At 69.3% G+C, this 20,304-nt stretch carries 20 protein-coding genes and 1 tRNA gene; 9 read left to right on the plus strand and 12 right to left on the minus strand.

What is annotated here, in order from left to right:
- Positions 1-26 precede the first annotated feature (26 nt).
- The 4 genes from ACPYOG_RS06500 (at position 27) to ACPYOG_RS06515 (ending at position 2,716) form a co-directional block, all read left to right on the plus strand.
- Positions 27-524, plus strand: a complete 498-nt coding sequence (locus tag ACPYOG_RS06500; protein WP_481293431.1) for an NfeD family protein — start codon at positions 27-29, stop codon at positions 522-524.
- Positions 521-1,471, plus strand: a complete 951-nt coding sequence (locus ACPYOG_RS06505; RefSeq protein ID WP_481293432.1) for an SPFH domain-containing protein — start codon at positions 521-523, stop codon at positions 1,469-1,471. The genes ACPYOG_RS06500 and ACPYOG_RS06505 overlap by 4 nt, the downstream gene beginning before the upstream one ends.
- A complete protein-coding gene (locus ACPYOG_RS06510; protein WP_481293433.1) occupies positions 1,468-2,217 on the plus strand; it encodes a glycerophosphodiester phosphodiesterase family protein in 750 nt (249 codons plus the stop codon). The genes ACPYOG_RS06505 and ACPYOG_RS06510 overlap by 4 nt, the downstream gene beginning before the upstream one ends.
- Positions 2,218-2,344: 127 nt before the next feature.
- Complete coding sequence (locus ACPYOG_RS06515) at positions 2,345-2,716, plus strand: RNA polymerase-binding protein RbpA (RefSeq protein ID WP_481293434.1); 372 nt, start codon at positions 2,345-2,347, stop codon at positions 2,714-2,716.
- A 39-nt stretch (positions 2,717-2,755) separates the two neighbouring features.
- Here the strand turns inward: ACPYOG_RS06515 and lnt are convergent, their stop codons facing one another.
- From lnt to ACPYOG_RS06565, 10 genes are all read right to left on the minus strand, one after another.
- Positions 2,756-4,336 (minus strand): apolipoprotein N-acyltransferase, encoded by a 1,581-nt coding sequence (lnt, locus tag ACPYOG_RS06520; protein ID WP_481293435.1) that lies wholly within the window; start codon positions 4,334-4,336, stop codon positions 2,756-2,758.
- A gap of 76 nt (positions 4,337-4,412) precedes the next feature.
- Complete coding sequence (locus tag ACPYOG_RS06525; protein WP_481293436.1) at positions 4,413-6,845, minus strand: DEAD/DEAH box helicase; 2,433 nt, start codon at positions 6,843-6,845, stop codon at positions 4,413-4,415.
- Between the two features lie 48 nt (positions 6,846-6,893).
- Positions 6,894-7,646 (minus strand): twin-arginine translocase subunit TatC, encoded by a 753-nt coding sequence (gene tatC, locus ACPYOG_RS06530; RefSeq protein ID WP_481293463.1) that lies wholly within the window; start codon positions 7,644-7,646, stop codon positions 6,894-6,896.
- A 43-nt stretch (positions 7,647-7,689) separates the two neighbouring features.
- Positions 7,690-7,911 (minus strand): twin-arginine translocase TatA/TatE family subunit, encoded by a 222-nt coding sequence (tatA, locus tag ACPYOG_RS06535; protein WP_481293437.1) that lies wholly within the window; start codon positions 7,909-7,911, stop codon positions 7,690-7,692.
- Between the two features lie 4 nt (positions 7,912-7,915).
- The gene (locus tag ACPYOG_RS06540; protein WP_481293438.1) at positions 7,916-8,275 is read right to left on the minus strand and encodes a hypothetical protein; all 360 of its coding nucleotides are present in this window, start codon (positions 8,273-8,275) and stop codon (positions 7,916-7,918) included.
- Positions 8,276-8,316: 41 nt separating this feature from the next.
- On the minus strand, positions 8,317-9,291 hold the full coding sequence (locus ACPYOG_RS06545; RefSeq protein ID WP_481293439.1) for a helix-turn-helix transcriptional regulator: 975 nt from the start codon (positions 9,289-9,291) through the stop codon (positions 8,317-8,319).
- A complete protein-coding gene (locus ACPYOG_RS06550; protein ID WP_481293440.1) occupies positions 9,284-10,330 on the minus strand; it encodes a helix-turn-helix transcriptional regulator in 1,047 nt (348 codons plus the stop codon). Before ACPYOG_RS06550 ends, ACPYOG_RS06545 begins: the two co-directional genes overlap by 8 nt.
- A gap of 21 nt (positions 10,331-10,351) precedes the next feature.
- On the minus strand, positions 10,352-11,296 hold the full coding sequence (locus ACPYOG_RS06555; protein ID WP_481293441.1) for an FKBP-type peptidyl-prolyl cis-trans isomerase: 945 nt from the start codon (positions 11,294-11,296) through the stop codon (positions 10,352-10,354).
- Between the two features lie 73 nt (positions 11,297-11,369).
- Positions 11,370-12,404, minus strand: coding sequence for a tRNA (adenine-N1)-methyltransferase (locus tag ACPYOG_RS06560; RefSeq protein ID WP_481293442.1), 1,035 nt, complete (start codon positions 12,402-12,404; stop codon positions 11,370-11,372).
- Positions 12,401-13,135, minus strand: coding sequence for an HAD family hydrolase (locus ACPYOG_RS06565; protein ID WP_481293443.1), 735 nt, complete (start codon positions 13,133-13,135; stop codon positions 12,401-12,403). Before ACPYOG_RS06565 ends, ACPYOG_RS06560 begins: the two co-directional genes overlap by 4 nt.
- Positions 13,136-13,223: 88 nt before the next feature.
- Between ACPYOG_RS06565 and ACPYOG_RS06570 the strand changes: the two genes are divergently transcribed.
- The gene (locus ACPYOG_RS06570) at positions 13,224-14,159 is read left to right on the plus strand and encodes a proteasome assembly chaperone family protein (protein WP_481293444.1); all 936 of its coding nucleotides are present in this window, start codon (positions 13,224-13,226) and stop codon (positions 14,157-14,159) included.
- Between the two features lie 43 nt (positions 14,160-14,202).
- Here ACPYOG_RS06570 and ACPYOG_RS06575 read toward each other — a convergent pair whose 3' ends face one another.
- Positions 14,203-15,066: an undecaprenyl-diphosphate phosphatase gene (locus tag ACPYOG_RS06575; RefSeq protein ID WP_481293445.1), complete on the minus strand. Its 864-nt coding sequence runs from the start codon at positions 15,064-15,066 to the stop codon at positions 14,203-14,205.
- A gap of 49 nt (positions 15,067-15,115) precedes the next feature.
- Positions 15,116-16,435 (minus strand): M20/M25/M40 family metallo-hydrolase, encoded by a 1,320-nt coding sequence (locus ACPYOG_RS06580; protein ID WP_481293446.1) that lies wholly within the window; start codon positions 16,433-16,435, stop codon positions 15,116-15,118.
- Positions 16,436-16,577: 142 nt separating this feature from the next.
- On the opposite strand from ACPYOG_RS06580, the gene ACPYOG_RS06585 reads away from it, so the two are divergent.
- The 4 genes from ACPYOG_RS06585 (at position 16,578) to ACPYOG_RS06600 (ending at position 19,911) form a co-directional block, all read left to right on the plus strand.
- A tRNA-Leu gene (locus ACPYOG_RS06585) sits at positions 16,578-16,662 on the plus strand.
- Positions 16,663-16,742: 80 nt separating this feature from the next.
- Positions 16,743-17,693, plus strand: a complete 951-nt coding sequence (locus ACPYOG_RS06590) for a cation diffusion facilitator family transporter (RefSeq protein WP_481293447.1) — start codon at positions 16,743-16,745, stop codon at positions 17,691-17,693.
- 65 nt (positions 17,694-17,758) lie between these two features.
- Positions 17,759-18,760 (plus strand): helix-turn-helix transcriptional regulator, encoded by a 1,002-nt coding sequence (locus tag ACPYOG_RS06595; protein ID WP_481293448.1) that lies wholly within the window; start codon positions 17,759-17,761, stop codon positions 18,758-18,760.
- 53 nt (positions 18,761-18,813) lie between these two features.
- Complete coding sequence (locus ACPYOG_RS06600) at positions 18,814-19,911, plus strand: VIT1/CCC1 transporter family protein (protein WP_481293449.1); 1,098 nt, start codon at positions 18,814-18,816, stop codon at positions 19,909-19,911.
- The last annotated feature ends 393 nt before the right edge of the window (positions 19,912-20,304 follow it).

Here is a 20,304-nt window from a genome sequence, read left to right on the forward strand (position 1 = left end):
TATCAAGCAGTGAAAGGGGGGACGTCATGGACATCACGTCCTTCGCCTGGATCGTCTGGCTCGTCCTCATCCTGGTCTTCGTGATCGTCGAGATGCTCACGCTCGACTTCGTCTTCCTGATGATCGCCATCGGCAGTGTCGGCGGCCTCGTCTCGGGACTCTTCGGGGCGCCCTGGTGGCTTCAGCTCCTCATCGCCGCCGCACTCTCCGTCATCCTGGTCTTCTTCATCCGGCCACCGCTCCTCCACGCCCTGAAGCGTGGAGGCGACCCCGCCAAGAGCAACGTCGACCGGCTGATCGGGATGGGCGGCGTCGTCGTCTCCACGGTGAGCCGCACCACGGGGCTCGTGAAGCTCCAGGTGGGCGAGACCTGGACCTCGCGTCTCGCGGACACGGGCGACTGGAGCGAGCTGGTGCCGGGCGAGCACGTCATCGTCGTCTCGATCGAGGGGGCGACCGCCGTCGTCGCGCCCGCTCCGGTCTCCGCTGGAACCGACGGCCTCACCGAGAGGATCGCCCCGTGACCCAGACCACCCAACTGGTCGTGACCATCGTGGTCAGCATCATCGTCCTGATCATCGCGATCTTCGTGCTCGTCACGCTGTTCCGCTCGATCCGCATCATCCCGCAGGCCCGTGCCGGCGTCGTGGAGCGGCTCGGCCGCTACCACAAGACCCTCAACCCGGGTCTGAACGTCGTCGTCCCGTTCATCGACAAGGTGCGCCCGCTGCTCGACATGCGCGAGCAGGTCGTGTCGTTCCCCCCGCAGCCGGTGATCACCGAGGACAACCTGGTCGTCTCGATCGACACGGTCGTGTACTTCCAGGTGACGGATGCGCGCGCCGCGACCTACGAGATCGCCAACTACCTCGGTGCCGTCGAGCAGCTCACCACGACCACCCTGCGTAACGTCGTCGGCGGCCTGAACCTCGAGGAGGCGCTGACCAGCCGCGACAACATCAACGGCCAGCTCCGGCTCGTCCTCGATGAGGCGACGGGCAAATGGGGCATCCGCGTCTCCCGCGTCGAGCTCAAGGCGATCGAGCCGCCCCTGTCCATCCAGGACTCGATGGAGAAGCAGATGCGTGCCGAGCGTGACCGTCGAGCGCTCATCCTGACGGCGGAGGGCACGAAGCAGTCCGAGATCCTCAACGCAGAGGGTATGCGGCAGGCCTCGATCCTGCGCGCGGAGGGCGATGCCAAGGCCGCCGTGCTGCGCGCCGAGGGCGAGGCGAAGGCCATCACCACGGTGTTCGGGGCCATCCACCAGGGAAACCCGGACAATCTGCTGCTCGCCTACCAGTACCTGCAGACGCTGCCCAAGCTCGCCGAGGGCGCCTCGAACAAGCTGTGGATCATCCCGAGCGAGCTCACCGAGGCGCTCAAGGGCATCGGTGCCGCCTTCGGGCCGGCAGGGGCGGCGTCCCGTGCTGCCGAGGACAGCGGGTCGGCGCCTTCGCCCGCACCGTGACCTTTCTGGAGGGCGCCGGGACGCGGATCATCGCGCATCGCGGCCTCGCTCTCGACGCGCCCGAGAACACCCTGCTGGCCTTCCTGCGTGCGCTCTCGGTCGGTGCGACGCACCTGGAGACCGACATCCACGCCTCGGCCGACGGTGTAGCGGTGATCGCCCATGACCCCGACCTCGCGCGCGTCGCCGGCCGCGAGGTCCAGGTCGGACAGCTCACGATGCTCGAACTGCGCCGGATCGACCTCGGGCACGGTCAGGGCTTCTGTTCGCTGGCCGAAGCGCTCGACGCCTTCCCCGAGGTACGCTTCAACATCGATGTGAAGGATGCGCGGGCCGCCTCTCCCGCGGTGGATGCGATCCTCGCCGCCCGGGCCGCGGACCGCGTGCTCGTCACCAGCTTCGCGCCCGACCGGCGCAGGGCGGTCGCCGACCGGCTCCCCGGGGTCGCCTCCTCCCCCAGCGTGCGCGAGTTCGTACCTGCCCTGGTCGGCGCGAAGCTCGGCGTGGGGCCCTTGACCCGGCGCGCACTGCGCGGATTCGTCGCCGTCCAGGTCCCGGAGCGACGAGGTCCCGTCCGCATCGTGACGCGCCGGACGGTGGACCGCATCCACACCGCCGGCGCCGAGGTGCACGTATGGACGGTCAACGATCCGGGCGACATGGCCCGCCTGCTGGAGCTCGGCGTCGACGGGATCGTCACCGACCGGTGCGACCTGCTGAAAGAGCTCGTCGACACCCGGCGGTGACGTGACATCCTCGCGTCCGGGGCCTGACTCTGTGAGCCGACTGGGAGAAACACGACCCCGGAAAGAGAATCCCCAGCTTGACGGTTTATAACTGTGAGGATTCGCGCGCACAGAGGAGAACCACACAATGGCAGATCGCAGCTTGCGCGGCATGAGGATCGGCGCCCAAAGCCTACAGAGCGAAGAAGGCGTCGTCTACTCTCCGCGTTCCCGTTACACCTACCTTTGCGCTGCCTGCGGCCAGGAGACCGAGGTTGTCTTCTCGGCTGAGGCAGACGCCCCCCAGACCTGGGAGTGCAAGCACTGCGGCCACGAGGCACGCCTGCTCATCGGCGACGTACCCGTCGAGGTGGACCACTCGGACGTGAAGACGCCGCGCAGCCACTGGGACATGCTGCTCGAGCGCCGCACGCGTGCCGAGCTGGAGGAGCTCCTCGAGGAGCGCCTGCAGTACCTGCGGTCCCGCCGGGGGACGAGCGAGCGCAAGCACAGCGCCTGATCGCAGCGCCCTTCAGGAGGGCATACGCCGAGGCCGTTCTCACCGACGAGGTGGGAACGGCCTTTTCGTGTCCGCAAGCGCGGGGAAACCGCTGTAGCGCCGGCCGCCGAACGCGACGAGCACACCGAACAGGCCGAGACCGGCGACGAGGAGCTCGATACCCCGGCTGAGGAGGGTCGCGGGCGTCGTCGATGTGCCGAGCGGCACATCCGCGACCATGTGTCCCGGCCTGAACGGCGGGATGGAGCTGATGGTGCTGCCGTCGGGCGCGATGATCTGGCTGCTGCCGACCGTGGAGATGTTCACCAGCGCGCGGCCGGATTCGATCGCCCGGAGCCGCGCGATCCCCAGCTGCTGCTGGTTCTCGTCCGTCTCGCCGAAGTCGGCGTTGTTCGTCTGCGCGAGGATGACCTGCGCTCCCCCGTGCATCATGTCGGTGAGCAGCTGATCGTCGACGATGTCGAAGCAGATCGACACACCGGCGCGCACGTTCCCGACGCTGAACACGTTGGACCGCGTCCCCGGGGTGTAGTCGCGTCCGATGAGGTCGATCAGCGCGGGTGCGAAGGGCCGCCAGAACGCCCGGTCGGGCACGTACTCGCCGAACGGCACGGGATGCTTCTTGTCGTAGAAGTCGACGGCACCCTTTCCCGCCTCCCAGGTCAGCGAGGTGTTGTAGAGCCGGTTGTCCCGCTCGGTGATCGTCCCGACGACGAACGGGGCGTGGAACGTTCGGCTGAGCCCATCCAGGATCGCCCCGGTGTCGGGGTCCCGGGTGGGATCCGGCATCGCCGCGCCCTCGGGCCACACGACCATGTCGACCTTCTTCGAGCCGGTCACCTGAGACATCGGGATGCGCAACGTCTCCTTCACCTGCGTGTCGAAGACCGCGCCGAGGGGTGCGTCGTCGAAGTATCCGGCCGGTCCGTTACCCTGCACCGCCGCGATGCGCGTCGTCCCGTGCGTCGTCGCCGGCCAGGCCGGGATCGCGAACACCAGCGCCACGGCGATTCCCGCCAGTAAGGCGCGCGAGCTCGTACGGACCTCCACCGTGGCGAGCAGCTCGAGGAGGAAGGCGACGAGCCACACCATGACGAAGCTCACCCCGGAAATGCCGAGCCACGCCACGAGCGGACCGAGTGGACTCGTCGACTGCGACTCCGCGACGCGCCCCCACGAGAAGCCGCCGTACGGCCAGGTTCCGGTCACATACTCCCGCAGCACCCAGAGGCCGCCGAGGATCACGGGCAGTAGTCCGAGTCGCCCGAGCAAGGTCGGGAATGCGCGCGGCACCCACCGGTAAGCCAACGTCAGGAGGATTCCCCCGACACCCCAGAACAGCGCCTCCAGGGTGGAGAGCGCGATCCACGGAATGGGCCCCAGGTAAAGCGCCGTCCAGGACACGTGGATGAGGTAGAAGACCTCCCCCGCCACCCAGCCCACCAGGAAGGCCGAGCCACCGCGTCGCCCGCGCTGCGCGAGCAGCACCATCCCGATGCCGACGAACGTGAGCGGCCACCAGTCCCGGCTCGGGAATCCGGCGTCGAGCACGGGCCCCGCCGCAGCCGCAACGAGCACCGCGAGCCAGAGCGGGAGCGGGGCTCGCGGGACGATGTGCACGAAGGGAGAGCCTAAAGCATCCACGTGTGGAGCCGGCCCAGGATGCGCCATGGATCCGCGGGACCAGCGGCCGACGTCAGGCGACCGACGAGTACGCCACGATCCCCCGGCGGATGGATTCGAGCGCCTGGCGCGCGACGCGGCCGATGTTCCCGTTCGCGACGAGCGACAGCTGGTCGAGCAGGTCGATCGTCTGCTTCGTCCAGCGCACGAAGTCCCCGGCGGCCATGTCCGCCTCGCTGAGCACCGCATCCAATCCCGAGCCGCGGGACCACATCCACATCGCAAGCGAGATCGCGGTCGACGGCGGCTCGCTGCCCGGCAGGCGGTTCTCCTGCTCCAGGTCCTCCAGGCGGCTCCACAGTGTGATCGTCTTCTCCAGCGCGGGCCGGAACGCTCCACGCGGGAGGTTCCGGTCGGCTGCGAGGCCCTCCTCGCGTCTCGGCTCGAACACCAGGGCACACGCCATGGCCGCGAGTCCCGGGGCGTCGAGGTCCTTCCAGACGTTCCGGCGCAAGCACTCTGCGACGAGGAGGTCCCGCTCGCCGTAGATGCGCTTGAGCGTGCGGCCGTGGACGGTCAGTGCCGTCTCGCCGTCGTCCTGGGTGAGGTAGCCGAGCTCGAGCAGCACGTCGGAGACCCGGTCGAAGACCTTGGCCACGGCTCCCGTCCGCGACTGGATCTGGGAGCGAAGCCGATCGGTGTCGCGCTTCAGCTTCCACCACCGCTCCGCCCACCGTGCGTGCTGCTCCCGCTCGGTGCAGCGGTGACACGGATGGTCTTTCATGCGTTTGCGCAGCCCGGCCAGCTGTCGCTGGCGCTTCTCCCGATCGCTGCTCGATGCCGACTCCATCCGCGAGCCGCCGCGTTCGAGGTCGGTGAGCTCTCGGCGGATGGCGGAGTACTCGCGGAAATCGCCCAGGTGGCACGTCATCGCCTCCTCGTACCCCGCGAGCGACTGCTCCTGCTGCATCGCCTTGCGCGCCAGGTCGACGACCGCCCGGTCCGCCTGGAACTGGGCGAACGACGACTCCAGGATCTCGCGCGTGCGCCCCCGTCCGAACTGGTCGATCAGGTTGACCGCCATGTTGTAGGTCGGCCGGAAGCTGGAGTTGAGCGGGTAGCTGCGGCGGGAGGCGAGCGAGGCGACCGACTGCGGGTCCAGGCCGTCCTCCCACTGGATCACGGAGTGGCCCTCCACGTCGATCCCCCGCCGGCCGGCGCGGCCGGTCAGCTGGGTGTACTCCCCCGGCGTGATCGGGACGCGCGCCTCACCGTTGAACTTCTCCAGCTTCTCCAGCACCACCGTTCGCGCGGGCATGTTGATCCCGAGGGCGAGCGTCTCGGTCGCGAACACGACCTTCACCAGCTTGCGCCGGAAGAGCTCCTCCACGACCTCCTTGAAGGCGGGAAGCAGGCCCGCGTGATGGGCCGCGACCCCGCGCTCCAGACCCTCCAGCCACTCCCAGTAGCCGAGGACGGCGAGGTCCTCATCCAGCAGCGTGCGGCAGCGCTCCTCGACGATGGCGCGGATCTCGTCGCGCTCGTGCTTCTCGGTGAGCCGGACGCCGGCGCGCAGGACCTGCTTCACGGCGGCATCGCAGCCATTGCGGCTGAAGATGAAGAAGATGGCCGGCAGCAGATTGCGCTCCCGCAGCAGAGCCACGAGGTCGGAACGGCTCATCCGATAGCTGTCCGGGCGGCCGCCCTTGGAGTGGTACCGGCCCACATCCCGCATCTGCCGGCTGCTCAGCACGCGGCCGCCGTAGCGGGCCATCTGCACGAGTTCCGGATTCACACGGTTCGTCGCGGCGAGGCCGGACGAGTCGAACAGGTCGATCAGCTTCGAGCGCATCAGGATGTGCTGCTCGAGCGGCACCGGACGCTCCTCCGAGACGACGACGTCCGTGTCGCCGCGGACGGCCTGCAGCCAGTCGCCGAACTCCTCCGCGTTCGACACCGTCGCGCTGAGCGACACCATCCGCACCTCCGACGGCAGATGGATGATGACCTCCTCCCACACGGCGCCACGGAAGCGGTCGGCCAGGTAGTGCACCTCGTCCATCACCACATAGGCGAGGTCGGTCAGCAGGTCGGAGTCCGCATACAGCATGTTGCGCAGGACCTCGGTCGTCATGACGACGATGCGCGCATGCGAGTTGATGTTCGTGTCACCGGTGAGGAGGCCGACCGACTCGGGCCCGTACGCCTCCACGAACTCCTGGAACTTCTGGTTGCTCAGGGCCTTCATCGGCGTCGTGTAGAAGACGTTCGCGTTCGCCTCGCGCATCGCCAGGAAGACCGCGAACTCCGCGACGATGGTCTTGCCGGCTCCCGTGGGCGCGGCGACCAGGACGCTGCGTCCGCGTTCGAGGGCGACGCACGCCTCCCCCTGGAACGGGTCGAGGTCGAACCGGAGACTCTCCCGGAACGTCTCGAGCAGCGGCTGTCGGGCCCGGTCGCGCGAGGCGGCGTACCGCTCCGCCGGCGAGAGCGTCTGGTCGGTCACGCGTCCAGCCTATGCCTGCGCGGTACCTCTCCCCCGAGCGGGCGGAGTCTAGGTGGCGAGGTCGGCCTCCAGCCGCCTCTGGCTCTTCGCCAGTCTCCGGTCGTGCACGAAGGCGACACCATAGGCGGCGAAGTACAGCGCCACCATGGGGATGGCCAGCAGGAACATCGAGAGCACGTCGGCCGCGGGTGTCGCGATCGCCGTGAACAGGGCGATCAGGATGAGCGCCCAGCGCCAGGAGGCGATGATCGACTTCGCGGTCAGCACGCCCACGAAGTTGAGCAGCACCAGGAAGACGGGGAGCACGAAGGCGATGCCGACGGCGATGACCAGCTTGAGGATGAAGTCGAAGTACGTCTTCGCTCCGATGATGGCGGCATCCTGCGCGGGCGCGAAACTGGTCAGCAGATTCACGATGTGCGGCACCAGCATCCAGCCCGCGACTCCGCCCGCGATGAACAACGGGACGGCCGTCAGGAAGAAGCCGAAGGCGTACTTCAGCTCTTTGCGCGTCATGGCCGGCACAAAGAACGCCCACACCTGGTACAGCCAGAAGGGGCTCGACACGATCACGCCGATCGTGATCGCGACCTGCATCTTCAGATCGAATGCGCCCGTGATGCTGTCGTAGTTGAGCATCGCCTCGCGGCCCTGCTGCTTGGCGATGTCGGTGATCGGGCCACGCATCGCGCTGAGGACGTAGTCGCTGAGGACCCAGCCGACGACAGCACCCACGAGGAGCGCGAGAGCGGAACGGAAGAGGCGTTTGCGAAGCTCGATGAAATGCTCGGCGAGCGTCATCCGGCCTTCGCGGTTCTTGCCTCGCTTCGTGGAGGCCACCGGACTAGACGTTGGGCTTCGGGTTGTCGGGCGTGTCGCTCGGAGTCGGCGGGACGGTCTTGTCGCCCTTGTCGCCGTCCTTCTTCATCTCGTCGACCTCGCCCTTGAAGATCCGGACCGACTGGCCGACGCTCTTCGCGAGAGCCGGGAGCTTCGTCGCACCGAAGAGGAGAAGGATGAGAGCAAGGATGATGAGCAGATGCCATCCGGTCAGTCCTGCGAACATGAGATCAGGTCCTTCTCAAAAGGTGGGCGAAGCGAGCGGGAACCGTCGCCGGGTCCACATCGACCAATAGTCTACCGCGCCTGACCCGGGCGTCCCTGCGAGCTTGCCGCGCGATCGCCCGCTCAGCCAAGCGATCCCGGCGCTGTTCGCGCAGCTCTGCGGCGTCGGCGAGCACGGCCGGTTCGAACCTCTCGTGCAGGTCATCGGCCCGGCGGGACAGCACCTCCGCCTTTTCCGCGAGGGCGGCGGCCTCGCGGCCCGCGGCCATCAGCTTCCGGAACAGCCACCAGGCGAAGAACGCGAGCATACCGAGAAGACCGAGCACGAGCACGGTCCAGATCAGCAGCCACGACCACCAGGGCACGGGGACAGCCTACCGGTCGAGGTCAGCAGCCCTCGGTCCCGCTAGCGGTATCGCTCGACACCCGCACGCGCCCAGGCGGCGACCACCTGGCGCGCCTCGGGCGGGTCGAGCACGGTCAGCACGCCGGAGAGGCCCGCCACGAGCCGCTTCAGACCGTGGAAGTGCGCGACCCGGACGCTGGTCCGGATCACGCCGCCGCGCTCACTGCGAGCGGCGCCCTCGGGGATGTAGTCCTCGATGAGAGCGATGGCGGACGCCGACACCTCGACGGTCACCAGCTGGTCCTCCGGTGTGCCCGTGAAGAGCGTCTCGGGCAGCTTCACGTCGCCCGGCCGGTAGGTGATGGGCTCGTCGGTCGCGACGAGATCGTCGATCCGGTCGAGCCGGAAGGTGCGGATCGCCGTCCGGAGGTGGTCCCAGCCGCGCAGGTACCAGTCCTGGTCGACGGACTCGATCCTCAATGGGTCGACGCGGCGTCGTTCCCGCTCCCCGCGTGAGCTGAGGTAGTCGAACTCGACCTGGACTCCGGCGATCACGGCGTCGCGGATGGTCGCGAGCGCCTCATCCGTCTCGGATCGCGCGACCGCGAGCTGGCTGGGAGCGGCGGACGCTCCGCGCGTCAGCTTCGCCATCAGCGAGCCGACGGCATCCCGGTCCGCGTTCTCGGGCAGAGCGGTCAAGTACTGGAGCCCGGCGATCAGGGCAGCTGCCTCGCGGGCGGAGAATCGCGGAGAGTCGTCGATCGCCACCTGGTGGGTGAGGATGATCTGGTCGTTCTCCTCGAAGTCGTCCCAGGCGATGTCGAACAGGTCGCCGGGTTGGTAGGCGTTCGTCTCCCCCGGGATGCCGGAGACGGCGATCAGCCGCACTGCCTCGCGCAACTGCTCCTGCTCGACGCCGAAGTGCTCGGCCGCCTCCGCGACGCTCACCCGGTCGCGATCCATCAGGTACGGCACGAGGGCGAGCAGGAAGGCGAGCTTGTCCTGCGCCTGCATCGGCTTCCGGCGTTCAGCCATCGGACGCCTCCCCCGTGTGCGCCGCCAATGTGGCCTCGAGTCGCCGCAGAACGTGGTCCCGCAGCTCCGGCGGCGAGCTGACGAGCACCTCCGGCCCGAACGAGGCGAGCTGGTCGGCGAGGATGTTGATGTCCGAGAAGTTGACGGTGAGCCGCACGGGCTCACCGTCCGCGCCCGCGGCGACCGCCTCCCCGTAGCGCTTGCCCAGGCGGGTGGCGGCATCCGTCCCCGCCGTCACCTCGATCTCGGCGACGTTCGACTCCCAGATGCGTTCCAGCTCGGCCAGCGCCCGCTCGGCGAACGCTTCGCCGTCCACGCGGTACTTGTCGGGATCGAAGACCCGCGCTGTCAGCTTCACGGCGCCGACGATGCGCGAGAGCAGGAAGGTGCGCGAGCCGCCGGCCTCCTGGTCGATGCCCTGCAGATGCCACCGGCCCTGGTGCTGCACGAGTGAGAGCGGCGCGATGGTGCGCATCCGCGACGCGCTCTCGCCCGGCTTCAGGTAGGGGAACTGGACGATGACGTGCCGCTCGAGCGCCTGCGTCAGCGGATCGAAGGCGCTCTCGCGTACCCGCAGCCGCGGCGCGTACCCGACCACAGGATCGTCGGCCTCCACGCCCAGGGAGCGAAGCTTCATCAGAGCCCGGCGCGACTCCCCCGAGAGCGAGCCCTCGCGCCAGACGGCGGCGGCCAGCCCGAGGAGGGTGAGCTCTTCCGGCGAGAAGCTGACGTCCGCCGGGAGGTCATATGCCCCTTTCGGAATGCGATACCGCAGGAGCTGGTTGTTTCCCGAGGCCTCCGGGGCATCCACCGTCTCCAGCGGCACGCCGAGCTCGCGGATGTCGTCCTTGTCGCGCTCGAACTGCCGTTCCAGACTGCTGTTGTCACCGTGCGGCTCGTAGCGCTGACGGTAGCCCTGCACGGTCGACAGGATCTCGCTCTTCGTCAGGCCGTTCTCGGTCGCCAGAAGGGCGAGGACGAGGCTGAACAGACGCTCCTCGACCGGGACGCGCGCGGGCGAGGACGAGGAGCGGGACACCCGTCCATCCTAGTCCGCGGGTCAGTGGATCCCGAGGATGTCCACCACCCAGGCGGCCGCAGGAACCTGCCCGTCAGCGGGCGTTTCGATCACCAGCTGGGAGCCGACCTTCTGGCCGACGATCTCCTTGAGCATGGACTGCGGGAGCGCCGACTGGCTCTGGCTCTGGATCTGGCTCTGGCCGCTCGCGACGTCCACGCGATCCGGGCCGCCGTTCGTCCAGCTGCTCGTCACGACCTGCTTGCTGTCCCACCCGACGGCGGTGTACTGCAGGACCGCCGTGCTGTCCTTCTTCACGACCGCTCCATCGCCCTGCTTCAGCACCTCGCTGCGCACGGCCGTCGGGGCCTTGCCCGAGGAGGGGATCGTGATGCCCGGCTGCCCGGTGGGCGCGAGCACGACCGTCGGGAAGCCCGAGACCGAGGGGCGCACCGCGCCGTTCGCCGCGTTCAGGGAAGCGGAGAGGATGTCGAGGACGTAGATCTGTGTGCCCGAAGCGGACGTCCCGCCCTGCGACGCGTCCTTCGGGGAGAGGACGACAGCGACCCGCGAGCCGACCGTCGCGCACATCACTCCGCGGCTGATCGCGTCCGATCCCACCGGGAGCGCGCCGGCCTGGTCGCCGTAGCCCGACCCGAGCACGCTTCCCGTCTGGCCGTCGAGCACGGAATAGCCCACCTCGACCTGCTGGCCGATGTGCACGGTGGCGCCGCGGCCCTCCGTCAGCACGGAGCGCTGCGACTTCGTGGCGTCGATCGGAGCGGGAACCGTGACCTTCGGCTTCGCGCCGATCTTGCCCGTCGCCTGCACCAGGTTGGAGGCGGAGCCCGACGACAGAGCCTTGCCGCAGTCGTCGTTCGGATTCCCCGAGCATCCGGTGAGGGCGACGGCCACCAGTCCGGCGGCTCCGATGACGGCGGCGGCTCTGCCGAGTGCGGGTGCACGGCGACCAGTTGCGTGGGGCACGGGTCCTCTTTCGATGCGATCGGTGGGGATGCGGGACAGCCGCAGGCGATGCAGGGCGTCCCGGTCTCTCATGCTATCGGACGGTCGGAGTGCCCTCGTCCGCCTCGGTGGCGGGGGCCGCATCCTCGTCGCGGCCCTTCGCCAGGTCAGCACTCGTGGCCGCCTCGCGCATCCGCTTCCGGAGGCTCTTGGGGCTGGATTCGCGCTCCCCGAGGGCGCCCGGCGTCCAGACCTCGACGTCCGCATCCGAGTAGTCCGACTTGGAGGGGCGTCGCTTGAGCTCGGGCAGCACGGCGCCCGGCGCGAGCCGGCGAGCCGTGATGAGGAAGCCGGTGTGCGCGATCATACGGTGGTCCGGACGGACGGCGAGTCCCTCCACGTGCCAGCCGCGCACCATGGTCTCGTTCGACTGCGGGTGCGTGAAATCGCCGGAGGCGCGAATCGCCTCCGCGACGCGGGACAGCTGGGTGACCGTCGCGACGTAGCAGATGACCACGCCGCCCGGCTTGAGGGCCGCGGTGACCGCATCCAGCGTCTCCCACGGGGCCAGCATGTCGAGCACGACCCGGTCGACGGTTCCCGGCTCGACGGCGGCGGGGAGCGCGTCCTGCAGGTCGCCGACCGTGAGCGTCCAGTTCCCGGGGTCGCCGCCGAGGAATGTCGCGGCGTTGTCGCGGGCGACGTCGGCGAACTCCTCCCGCCGCTCGAACGAGAGCAGCCGGCCCTCCGGACCGATCGCCCGCAGCAGCCACAACGACAGGGCGCCGGAGCCGACGCCCGCCTCCACCACGGTGGCGCCCGGGAAGATGTCGGCCAGCGCCAGGATCTGCGCGGCATCCTTCGGGTAGACGATGGCCGCTCCCCGCGGCATCGACATCACGAAGTCGGTCAGGAGCGGCCGGAGCGCGAGGTGTTCGACGCCGGCGTTGTTCGTCACCACCGACCCGTCGGGGAGGCCGATGATCGCATCATGCGGCAGGACGCCGCGGTGGCTGTGGAACAGTTTGCCCGGCTCGAGCGTGATCGTGTTCATCCGGCCCTTCGGACCGGTCAGCTGCACCCGGTCGCCCGCACGGAACGGGCCGGAACTGCGTCGTGTCTCGTTCATCGGGCAGCCGCCTCTCGGCGTGCGCGCGCAACGGCGACCACGTCGTCCGCGGTGCGGCCGTCCAGCGAGTCCCACAGCACGTGTTCGTCCGACTCGGGCAGCGGGACGATGTGGGGAACCCCGATCGTGGCCGCACCGGACGCCACCGCGGACGCGAGCCCGACCAGCGAGTCCTCGATCGCGACCGCATCCGCCGCCGCGACGCCGAGGAGGGCGGCGGCACGCAGGTACGGCTCGGGGTGGGGCTTCGGCTCCTCCACCTCATCGCCGCTCACGATCACGTCGAACGCGTCGAAGGGGATGTGTGCCACGATCTGCTCCGCCATCCGCCGCATCGACATGGTGACCAGCGCCGTCGGGATGCCGCGTTCGCGCAGCGAGAGGAGCAGCTCCCGCGCGCCCGGACGCCACGGCACACCCTTCTCGTCGAGCTTCACCTGGACCCGGTCGGTCAGCCACTGCACGATCTCATCGGCCGTCATCGCGACCCCGCGGGAACGGAGGATCTCGGCGGAGGTCCACAGGCCGAGCCCGACCAGCAGCATCCCGTCGTCGTGCGTCCACGTGCCGCCGAACGAGCCGACCAGCTCGCGCTCCGACTCCATCCAATAGGGCTCGGTGTCGACCAGCGTGCCATCCATGTCCCAGAGGACGGCAGCGGGCACGGTGGGCGACCCGGCCGACGGTTGATCGGCGGGGGCTTGTTCGCTGCGAGGGAAAGGCGCGGTCACAACGGGCAAGTCTATCGGGAGAGCCGCGGGCCTATTCTTGAGGGATGGCGCCCCGACCGGTCGCCGGGAAGGGACGAGGGACAGCTTCGTGACAGACGGACAGAACATCCTCGGCGGCCGCATCCTCGTGGTGGCCTTCGAAGGCTGGAACGACGCCGGTGAGGCCGCCAGCGGTGCGGTGAAGACCCTCAAGGAGCAGCTCGACGTCGTACCGCTCGCGGAGGTCGATCCGGAGCTCTACTTCGACTTCCAGTTCAACCGGCCCGTGGTCACCGACGACGACGGGCGCCGCCGGCTGATCTGGCCCTCCGCTGTCGTGTACGGGCCCTCGATTCCCGGACACGTCCCGGAAGACCTGGCCGGCGACGCAGAGCTGACGGTCACCGGCGACAACGCCCACAACATCTTCCTGCTGCTGGGCACGGAGCCCTCCCGCAGCTGGCGCAGTTTCACCTCAGAGATCATGGATGTGGCGCTCGCCGCCGACATCGGCGCGATCGTCTTCCTCGGCGCGATGCTCGCCGATGTCCCGCACACCCGGCCGATCTCCGTCTTCGCCTCCAGCGACAACGCGGCTGTGCGGGCCGAGCTCGGCGTGGAGCGGTCGAACTACGAGGGTCCGGTCGGCATCCTGAGCGCGCTCGCCGAGGGGGCGGAGGACGTCGGCATCCCGACGATCATGATCTGGGCGTCGGTGCCCCACTACGTGCACAACGCGCCCAGCCCGAAGGCGGTCCTCGCCCTCATCGACAAGCTGGAGGAGCTCGTCGACGTGACGATTCCCCGCGGAACGCTGGTCGACGAAGCAGCCGCCTGGGAGTCCGGGATCGATGCGCTCGCGGCGGACGACGAAGAAATGGCCTCCTACATCCAGCAGCTGGAGCAGGCACGCGACACCGTCGACTCGCCGGAGGCGAGCGGCGAGGCGATCGCGCAGGAGTTCGAGCGCTACCTGCGCCGCCGCGGCGACGGCCGTGACGGCGGCACCGCCGGCCGCGCCCCCGACGACCCGCGCCGCGGCTGACGCGATCAGGCCTGGCTGACGCGATCAGGCCTGGCTGACGCGATCAGGCCTGGAGGGCTCCGGTCGCCAGCAGGATCATCAGCAGGACGCCGAGCGCGATGCGGTAGATCACGAAGGGCAGGAAGCTACGGCGTGAGATGTAGCCCATGAAGAAGGCGATCACCAGCAGCCCGACCACGAACGCGACCACCGTCGCGGCCGCGGTCTCGGCCGGACCGAATACCTCCGGAGTGCAGGTCCCTGCTGTGGCGAGGGCGTGCGTGCACGGCTCCTTGACCGCTTTGTACAGCTGGTAGAAGCCGCTCCCGAACACGGCCGGCAGCGCCAGCAGGAACGAGTAGCGGGCGGCAGCGCGACGCTGGTAGCCCATGAAGAGCCCCGCCGTGATGGTGCCGCCCGAGCGAGACACGCCCGGGATGAGCGCGAGGGACTGCGCCAGGCCGTAGATGATGCCGTCGCCCCAGGTCAGCTCCCGCAGTCGCTTCCGCTTGGCTCCGACCCGGTCGGCGATTCCGAGCAGGATGCCGAACACGATGAGCGTCGTGGCGACGATCCAGAGTGAGCGGAACACGGTCTCGATCTGGTTCTGGAACAGCAGGCCGAGAACCACGATCGGGATGCTGCCGATGATGACCAGCCACCCCATCCGCGCGTCGGGGTCGTCCCTCGGGATGCGCCCGAACAGCGCCCGGAACCAGTGCCCGATGATGCGCGTGATGTCCCGCCAGAAGTAGAGCACCACGGCGGCCTCGGTGCCGAGCTGGATGATCGCGGTGAACCGGGCGCCCGGGTCGGCGCCGGTTCCGAGCAGCTCCCCGACGATGCGGATGTGCGCCGACGACGAGACGGGAAGGAACTCGGTGAGTCCCTGGACGAGGCCGAGGATCAGTGCGTTGATGAAGGTCATGCGTGGCGTGAGGTCCCGGGTCGAGTGAAACGGAGCGGAGGGCCTGAGGTCAGTAGGCGCGCAGCAGGTCGCCGAGCACGGTCCTCCCGAACACTAGCGCGTCGAGCGGCACGCGCTCATCGACGCCATGGAACATGCCGGGAAAGTCGAGTTCGGCCGGCAGCCGGAGCGGTGCGAAGCCGTAGCCGGTGATCCCGAGCCGGCTGAGCGCCTTGTTGTCCGTGCCGCCGGAGAGCAGGTAGGGCAGGACCGGAGCTCCCGGATCGTGGCGCTGCAGGGTCCCGGTGATCGCGTCCACCAGGCTGCCGCCGAACTCCGCTTCCAGGCCGATGTCGCGGTGCATCACGCGGATCTCGATGTCGTCGCCGATCAGCTCGCGGACGCGCGCAAGCACCGCATCCTCCTCGCCGGGGAGGGTGCGGATGTCGATCAGCGCCTCCGCGGTGTCCGGAATCACGTTGTGCTTGTACCCGGCCTCGAGCAACGTCGGGTTCGTCGTCGTCCGCAGCGTGGCGAGGATGAAGCCGGCCGCCGTTCCGGTGCGGACGATCACCTCGTCCGGTCCCACTTGCTGCGGATCGACGCCGAGTAGGCGGCCGAGTTCGCCGACCAGCCGTGTCGTCGTCGCCGTCAGCTGGATGGGCCACTCCTCTCGGCCGAGCGCGACGACGGCCTCGGCGAGCCGGGTGATCGCGTTGTCCCGGATGAGGCGCGAACCGTGGGCCGCGCGGCCTCGCGCGATCAGCTTGATCCAGACCAGAGACTTCTCGCCGGTCTGGAGCAGGTAGGCGCGACGGCCCGCAAGGTCGATCGAGTAGCCGCCGACCTCGCTGATCGCCTCGGTCGCGCCCGCGAACAGCTCCGGACGGGTGTCGACCAGGTAGTGGGAGCCGCGCCTGCCTCCGTCCTCCTCGTCCGCGAAGAACGCGACGACGAGGTCGCGAGCAGGCCGCTCCCCCGCGTTCAGGATGTCGCCCAGCGCGGTCAGGATCATCGCATCCATGTTCTTCATGTCGACGGCCCCACGGCCCCAGAGCAGGCCGTCCTTGATCTCGCCGCCGAACGGGTCGACCGACCAGTTGCGCGCGTCGGCGGGCACGACATCCAGGTGGCCGTGCACCACGAGCGCGGGCTTCCCTGGATCGCTCCCCTCGACCCGGGCGACGACGCTCGCCCGCCCGGCATCGGACTCGAAGACCTCGGGACGCAGGCCCAGCCCGGCCAGCTTCGCCTCCACGTACTCGGCGGCGTCTGCCTCGCCGTTCGACCGGCCTTCACCGTGGTTCGTGGTGTCGAACCGGATCAGGTCGCGCGCAATGATCGCGGTCTCGTCGAGGTCGGGCTCGGTCGCGAGGAGTCGGTCGGTCATCCCCCCACGCTACCGGCCGCCGCCGACGCCCGGGCCGTGATCCGCCGCCACGCCCGGGGCTCGCCCCGGAGTGATCCGGCACACGGAATCCGTGCTATCGTCTTTCTTCGGCAGCCGGAGCGATTCGGCGGCCCACACCTGAGTCCGGGTGGCGGAAATGGCAGACGCGCTAGCTTGAGGTGCTAGTGCCCGTATAGGGCGTGGGGGTTCAAGTCCCCCCTCGGACACCGAATGCGAAGGCCCTGGTCGAACGACCGGGGCCTTTCGTGTTCCGTCGGTCGCTCCGTGGGCGGACTATGGTGTCGCCATGGCCCGCAGGAAACGCTCGTCGACCTTCTTCACGGTGCTGCTCGCCTTCACGGCCAACCTCCTGGTCGCGATCGCGAAGACCTTCGCGGCCGTGCTCACCGGATCGGCGTCGCTGGTCGCCGAGGCCGCGCACTCGTGGGCGGATGCGGGCAACGAGATCTTCCTCATCCAGGCCGAGCGTGCCGCCGCGAAGCCCCGCGACGACGTGCACCCGGGAGGCTACGGACGCGACGCGTACCTCTGGAGCCTGTTCGCCGCTGTCGGACTGTTCACCGCCGGCGCGGTCGTCTCCATCATGAACGGCGTGTCCTCCCTCGGCTCCCGCAAGGAGGACACGGAGTACTTCGTCGCGTACCTCGTCCTCGCGGTGGCGTTCGTGTTCGAGGGGATCTCGTTCATCCAGTCCTACCGGCAGGCGCACGCGAAGGCGGTCTCGCGCGGCGCGAACACGTTCGCGCACGTTCTCAGCACCTCCAATCCCACCCTCCGCGCCGTGTTCGCGGAGGACGCGGCGGCCCTCATCGGTCTGGTGATCGCCTTCTTCGGCGTGCTGCTGCACGAGCTGACGGGCAACCCGTTCTGGGATGCGCTCGGATCCATCCTGGTCGGCGTGCTGCTGGCGGTGGTCGCGGTGGTCCTCATCCAGCGGAACCGTCGCTTCCTGCTCGGCGAGCCGGGCTCCGACGAGGCCTGGCAGGCGGCGCTCTCGGCGCTGCTGGGACATCCCGAGGTCGAGAAGGTCACGTACCTGCACCTGGAGTACATCGGGCCCGAACGCTTCTATCTGGTGGCGGGGGTGGATCTGGTCGGCAACGAACGGGAATCCGACGTGGCGGCCGATCTGCAGGCGATCGAACGCGAACTCGAGGACTCCGAGTGGGTGACGGAGGCGGTCATCACACTGTCGCGCCCGGGCGCCGAGGCCCTCCGTCCGGCCGACGTCGGCTGAGCGCTGGCAGGGGAACGATCCCATAGCGGCCACTTTCCGTCCGCTAAGCCGTGCACAATGGATCCATGGCAAGTACCGGATCCCGAGCGCTGCAGCTCCTCTCCCTGCTCCAGACCCACCGCTATTGGCCGGGTCACGAGCTCGCCGACCGCCTCGGCATCTCCCCCCGAACCCTCCGACGGGATGTGGAACGCCTCCGCGACCTCGGCTACCCGGTCGACGCGACGCGGGGCGTCGCCGGTGGCTATCAGCTGGCGGCCGGCGCGTCCCTCCCCCCGCTGGTGGTCGATGACGATGAGGCGGTGGCTCTGGCCGTCGGCCTGCGGACCGCCGCGCAGAGCGGGATCTCCGGCGTCGACGAGGCGTCGGTGCGTGCGCTGGCCAAGATCGTGCAGGTGATGCCGCCACGGCTGAGGCGCCGGGTCGACGCCCTCCGGATGACGACGCTCTCCACGACACTCGGACCGGCTCCCTCGGCGGATGCCGGCATCCTGACGGCGCTGGCGCAGGCCTGCCGCGACGAGGAACGGATCGAGTTCGCCTACGTCGCGCGTGACGGGCAGGCGTCGACACGGACCGTCGAACCGCACCGGCTGGTGTCCATCGAGCGCCGCTGGTACCTCGTGGCCTACGACCTGACGCGATTCGACTGGCGCAGCTTCCGGCTCGATCGCATCGCCGAGCCCCGGCCGACCGGGACGCGGTTCCGGCCGCGCGCCCTCCCGGCGGAGGATGCCGCCGCGTACGTGCGCCAGTCGTTGCACAGCGTCGTCGAGCCGGTCGTCGTCGAGGCCGTGGTGGAGGCGCCCCTCGAGCGCGTCCTCGACGTGCTGCAGCGCTGGGCGGACGTCGAGGACCAGGGCGACGGGTCCAGCCGGGTGCGGATCACCGCCGACAGTGCCGAGTGGGCTCTTTTCGGGCTCGCCGCCGTGGATGCGCCGTTCCGCATCCTCGGACCGAAGGAAGCGCTGATCGCCGCCGCCGACTGGGGAGAGCGCTTCACCCGGTCCGCTGCCGCGCTGGTCATCGACGGAGAAGCGGCTGCCCGCGTCACTCTGCCCTCCTGAGCCGGCCGCTGCCCGCTCACCGACGTCGAACAGCCTCTCCTAGACTGGAGACGATGACGACAGCAGCCCGCACCCCGAGCCCCGCCGACATCAAGCGGTGGCGCCGCTATCTGGCCGATGAGCGCGCAGAGGCCTCTGTCTACCGTGACCTCGCCGGACGCCGCCAGGGAGAGGAGCGCGAGATCCTCCTCGCGCTCGCCGAGGCCGAAGGCCGCCACGAGCAGCACTGGGTCGACCTCCTCGGAGATCAGGCGGGCCGACCGCTGCGGGGCGGTCTCCGCACCCGGATGCTGGGCTGGCTGGCCCGGCGATTCGGCTCGGTCTTCGTCCTCGCGCTGGCCCAGCGGGCCGAGGCCCGGTCGCCGTACGCCGGCGATCAGGATGCCACTCCGCAGATGGCAGCCGACGAGCAGGTCCACGAGGAGGTCGTCCGAGCGCTGGCCGCGCGTGGCCGGCAGCGGCTGTCGGGCACGTTCCGAGCCGCCGTCTTCGGAGCGAACGACGGCCTCGTCAGCAACCTCGCACTGGTGCTCGGCGTGAGCGCGAGCGGCGTCCCGAGCCATGTCGTGCTGCTGACAGGCATCTCCGGGCTCTTGGCGGGCGCGCTCTCCATGGGCGCGGGCGAGTACGTGTCCGTGCGGTCGCAGCGCGAACTGCTGGAGGCGTCCGCACCCAATCCCGCCACCGGCTCCGCGCTCCCCCACCTGGATGTGGACGCCAACGAGCTCACGCTGGTCTACCGCGCCCGCGGGATGTCGCCGGAAGAGGCGGCCGAGCACGCGCGCCAGGTGCTCGCCGGACTGCAGGCCGTCACCTCGCCCATCCCGATCCCTTCGGAGCCCGCACAGGACGGCGAGGACGAGCACGAGGCGATCGGGACGGGGTGGAACGCCGCCATCTCGAGCTTCTGCTTCTTCGCGTCGGGTGCGCTCATCCCGATCCTGCCCTTCCTCTTCGGATTGACCGGGACCGCAGCGATCGTGGTGTCCGCCTTCCTGGTGGGCCTGGTGCTGCTGGGGACGGGCGCCATCGTGGGGCTTCTCTCCGGCGCGTCGCCGCTGAAGCGGGCGATCCGGCAGTTGCTGATCGGCTATGGCGCTGCCGCCGCCACGTACCTTCTCGGGCTGCTGTTCGGCGCCACCATCGGCTGACCCGGCCGCCACCCCGCCCGCAACCTCTCCTTCCCGCGCTCCCGCGTTTCGTCGCGCCCACGTTTCGTCGCGCCCACGCGTTTCGTCGCGCCCGCGTTTCGTCGCCGAGGTGTTCGTTGTTGCAGCCGACACGCCGAATGCCGGTGCATCTACGAGCACTTCGGCGGGTGGTCGCCGCTCGGCTGAAGTTCCCATGCCTTGCCTTGGTTATCTGCATTGGATTCCGCGGGGCGAAACGAACAGAGGCGTGGACAGTCCTGATATGTGGAGGACCGCTTGGTCCTGGTAATGGAAACGGGCTGCGTCCACGGAATGGGCGCCGTCCGGCTTGATCACGGCTCGAGGGCGTGGAGGGGAAGTTCTGATCGTGGAGCGTCGTACTGGGCACACCGC

This window comes from Leifsonia sp. HAY1-4F (assembly GCF_056755275.1).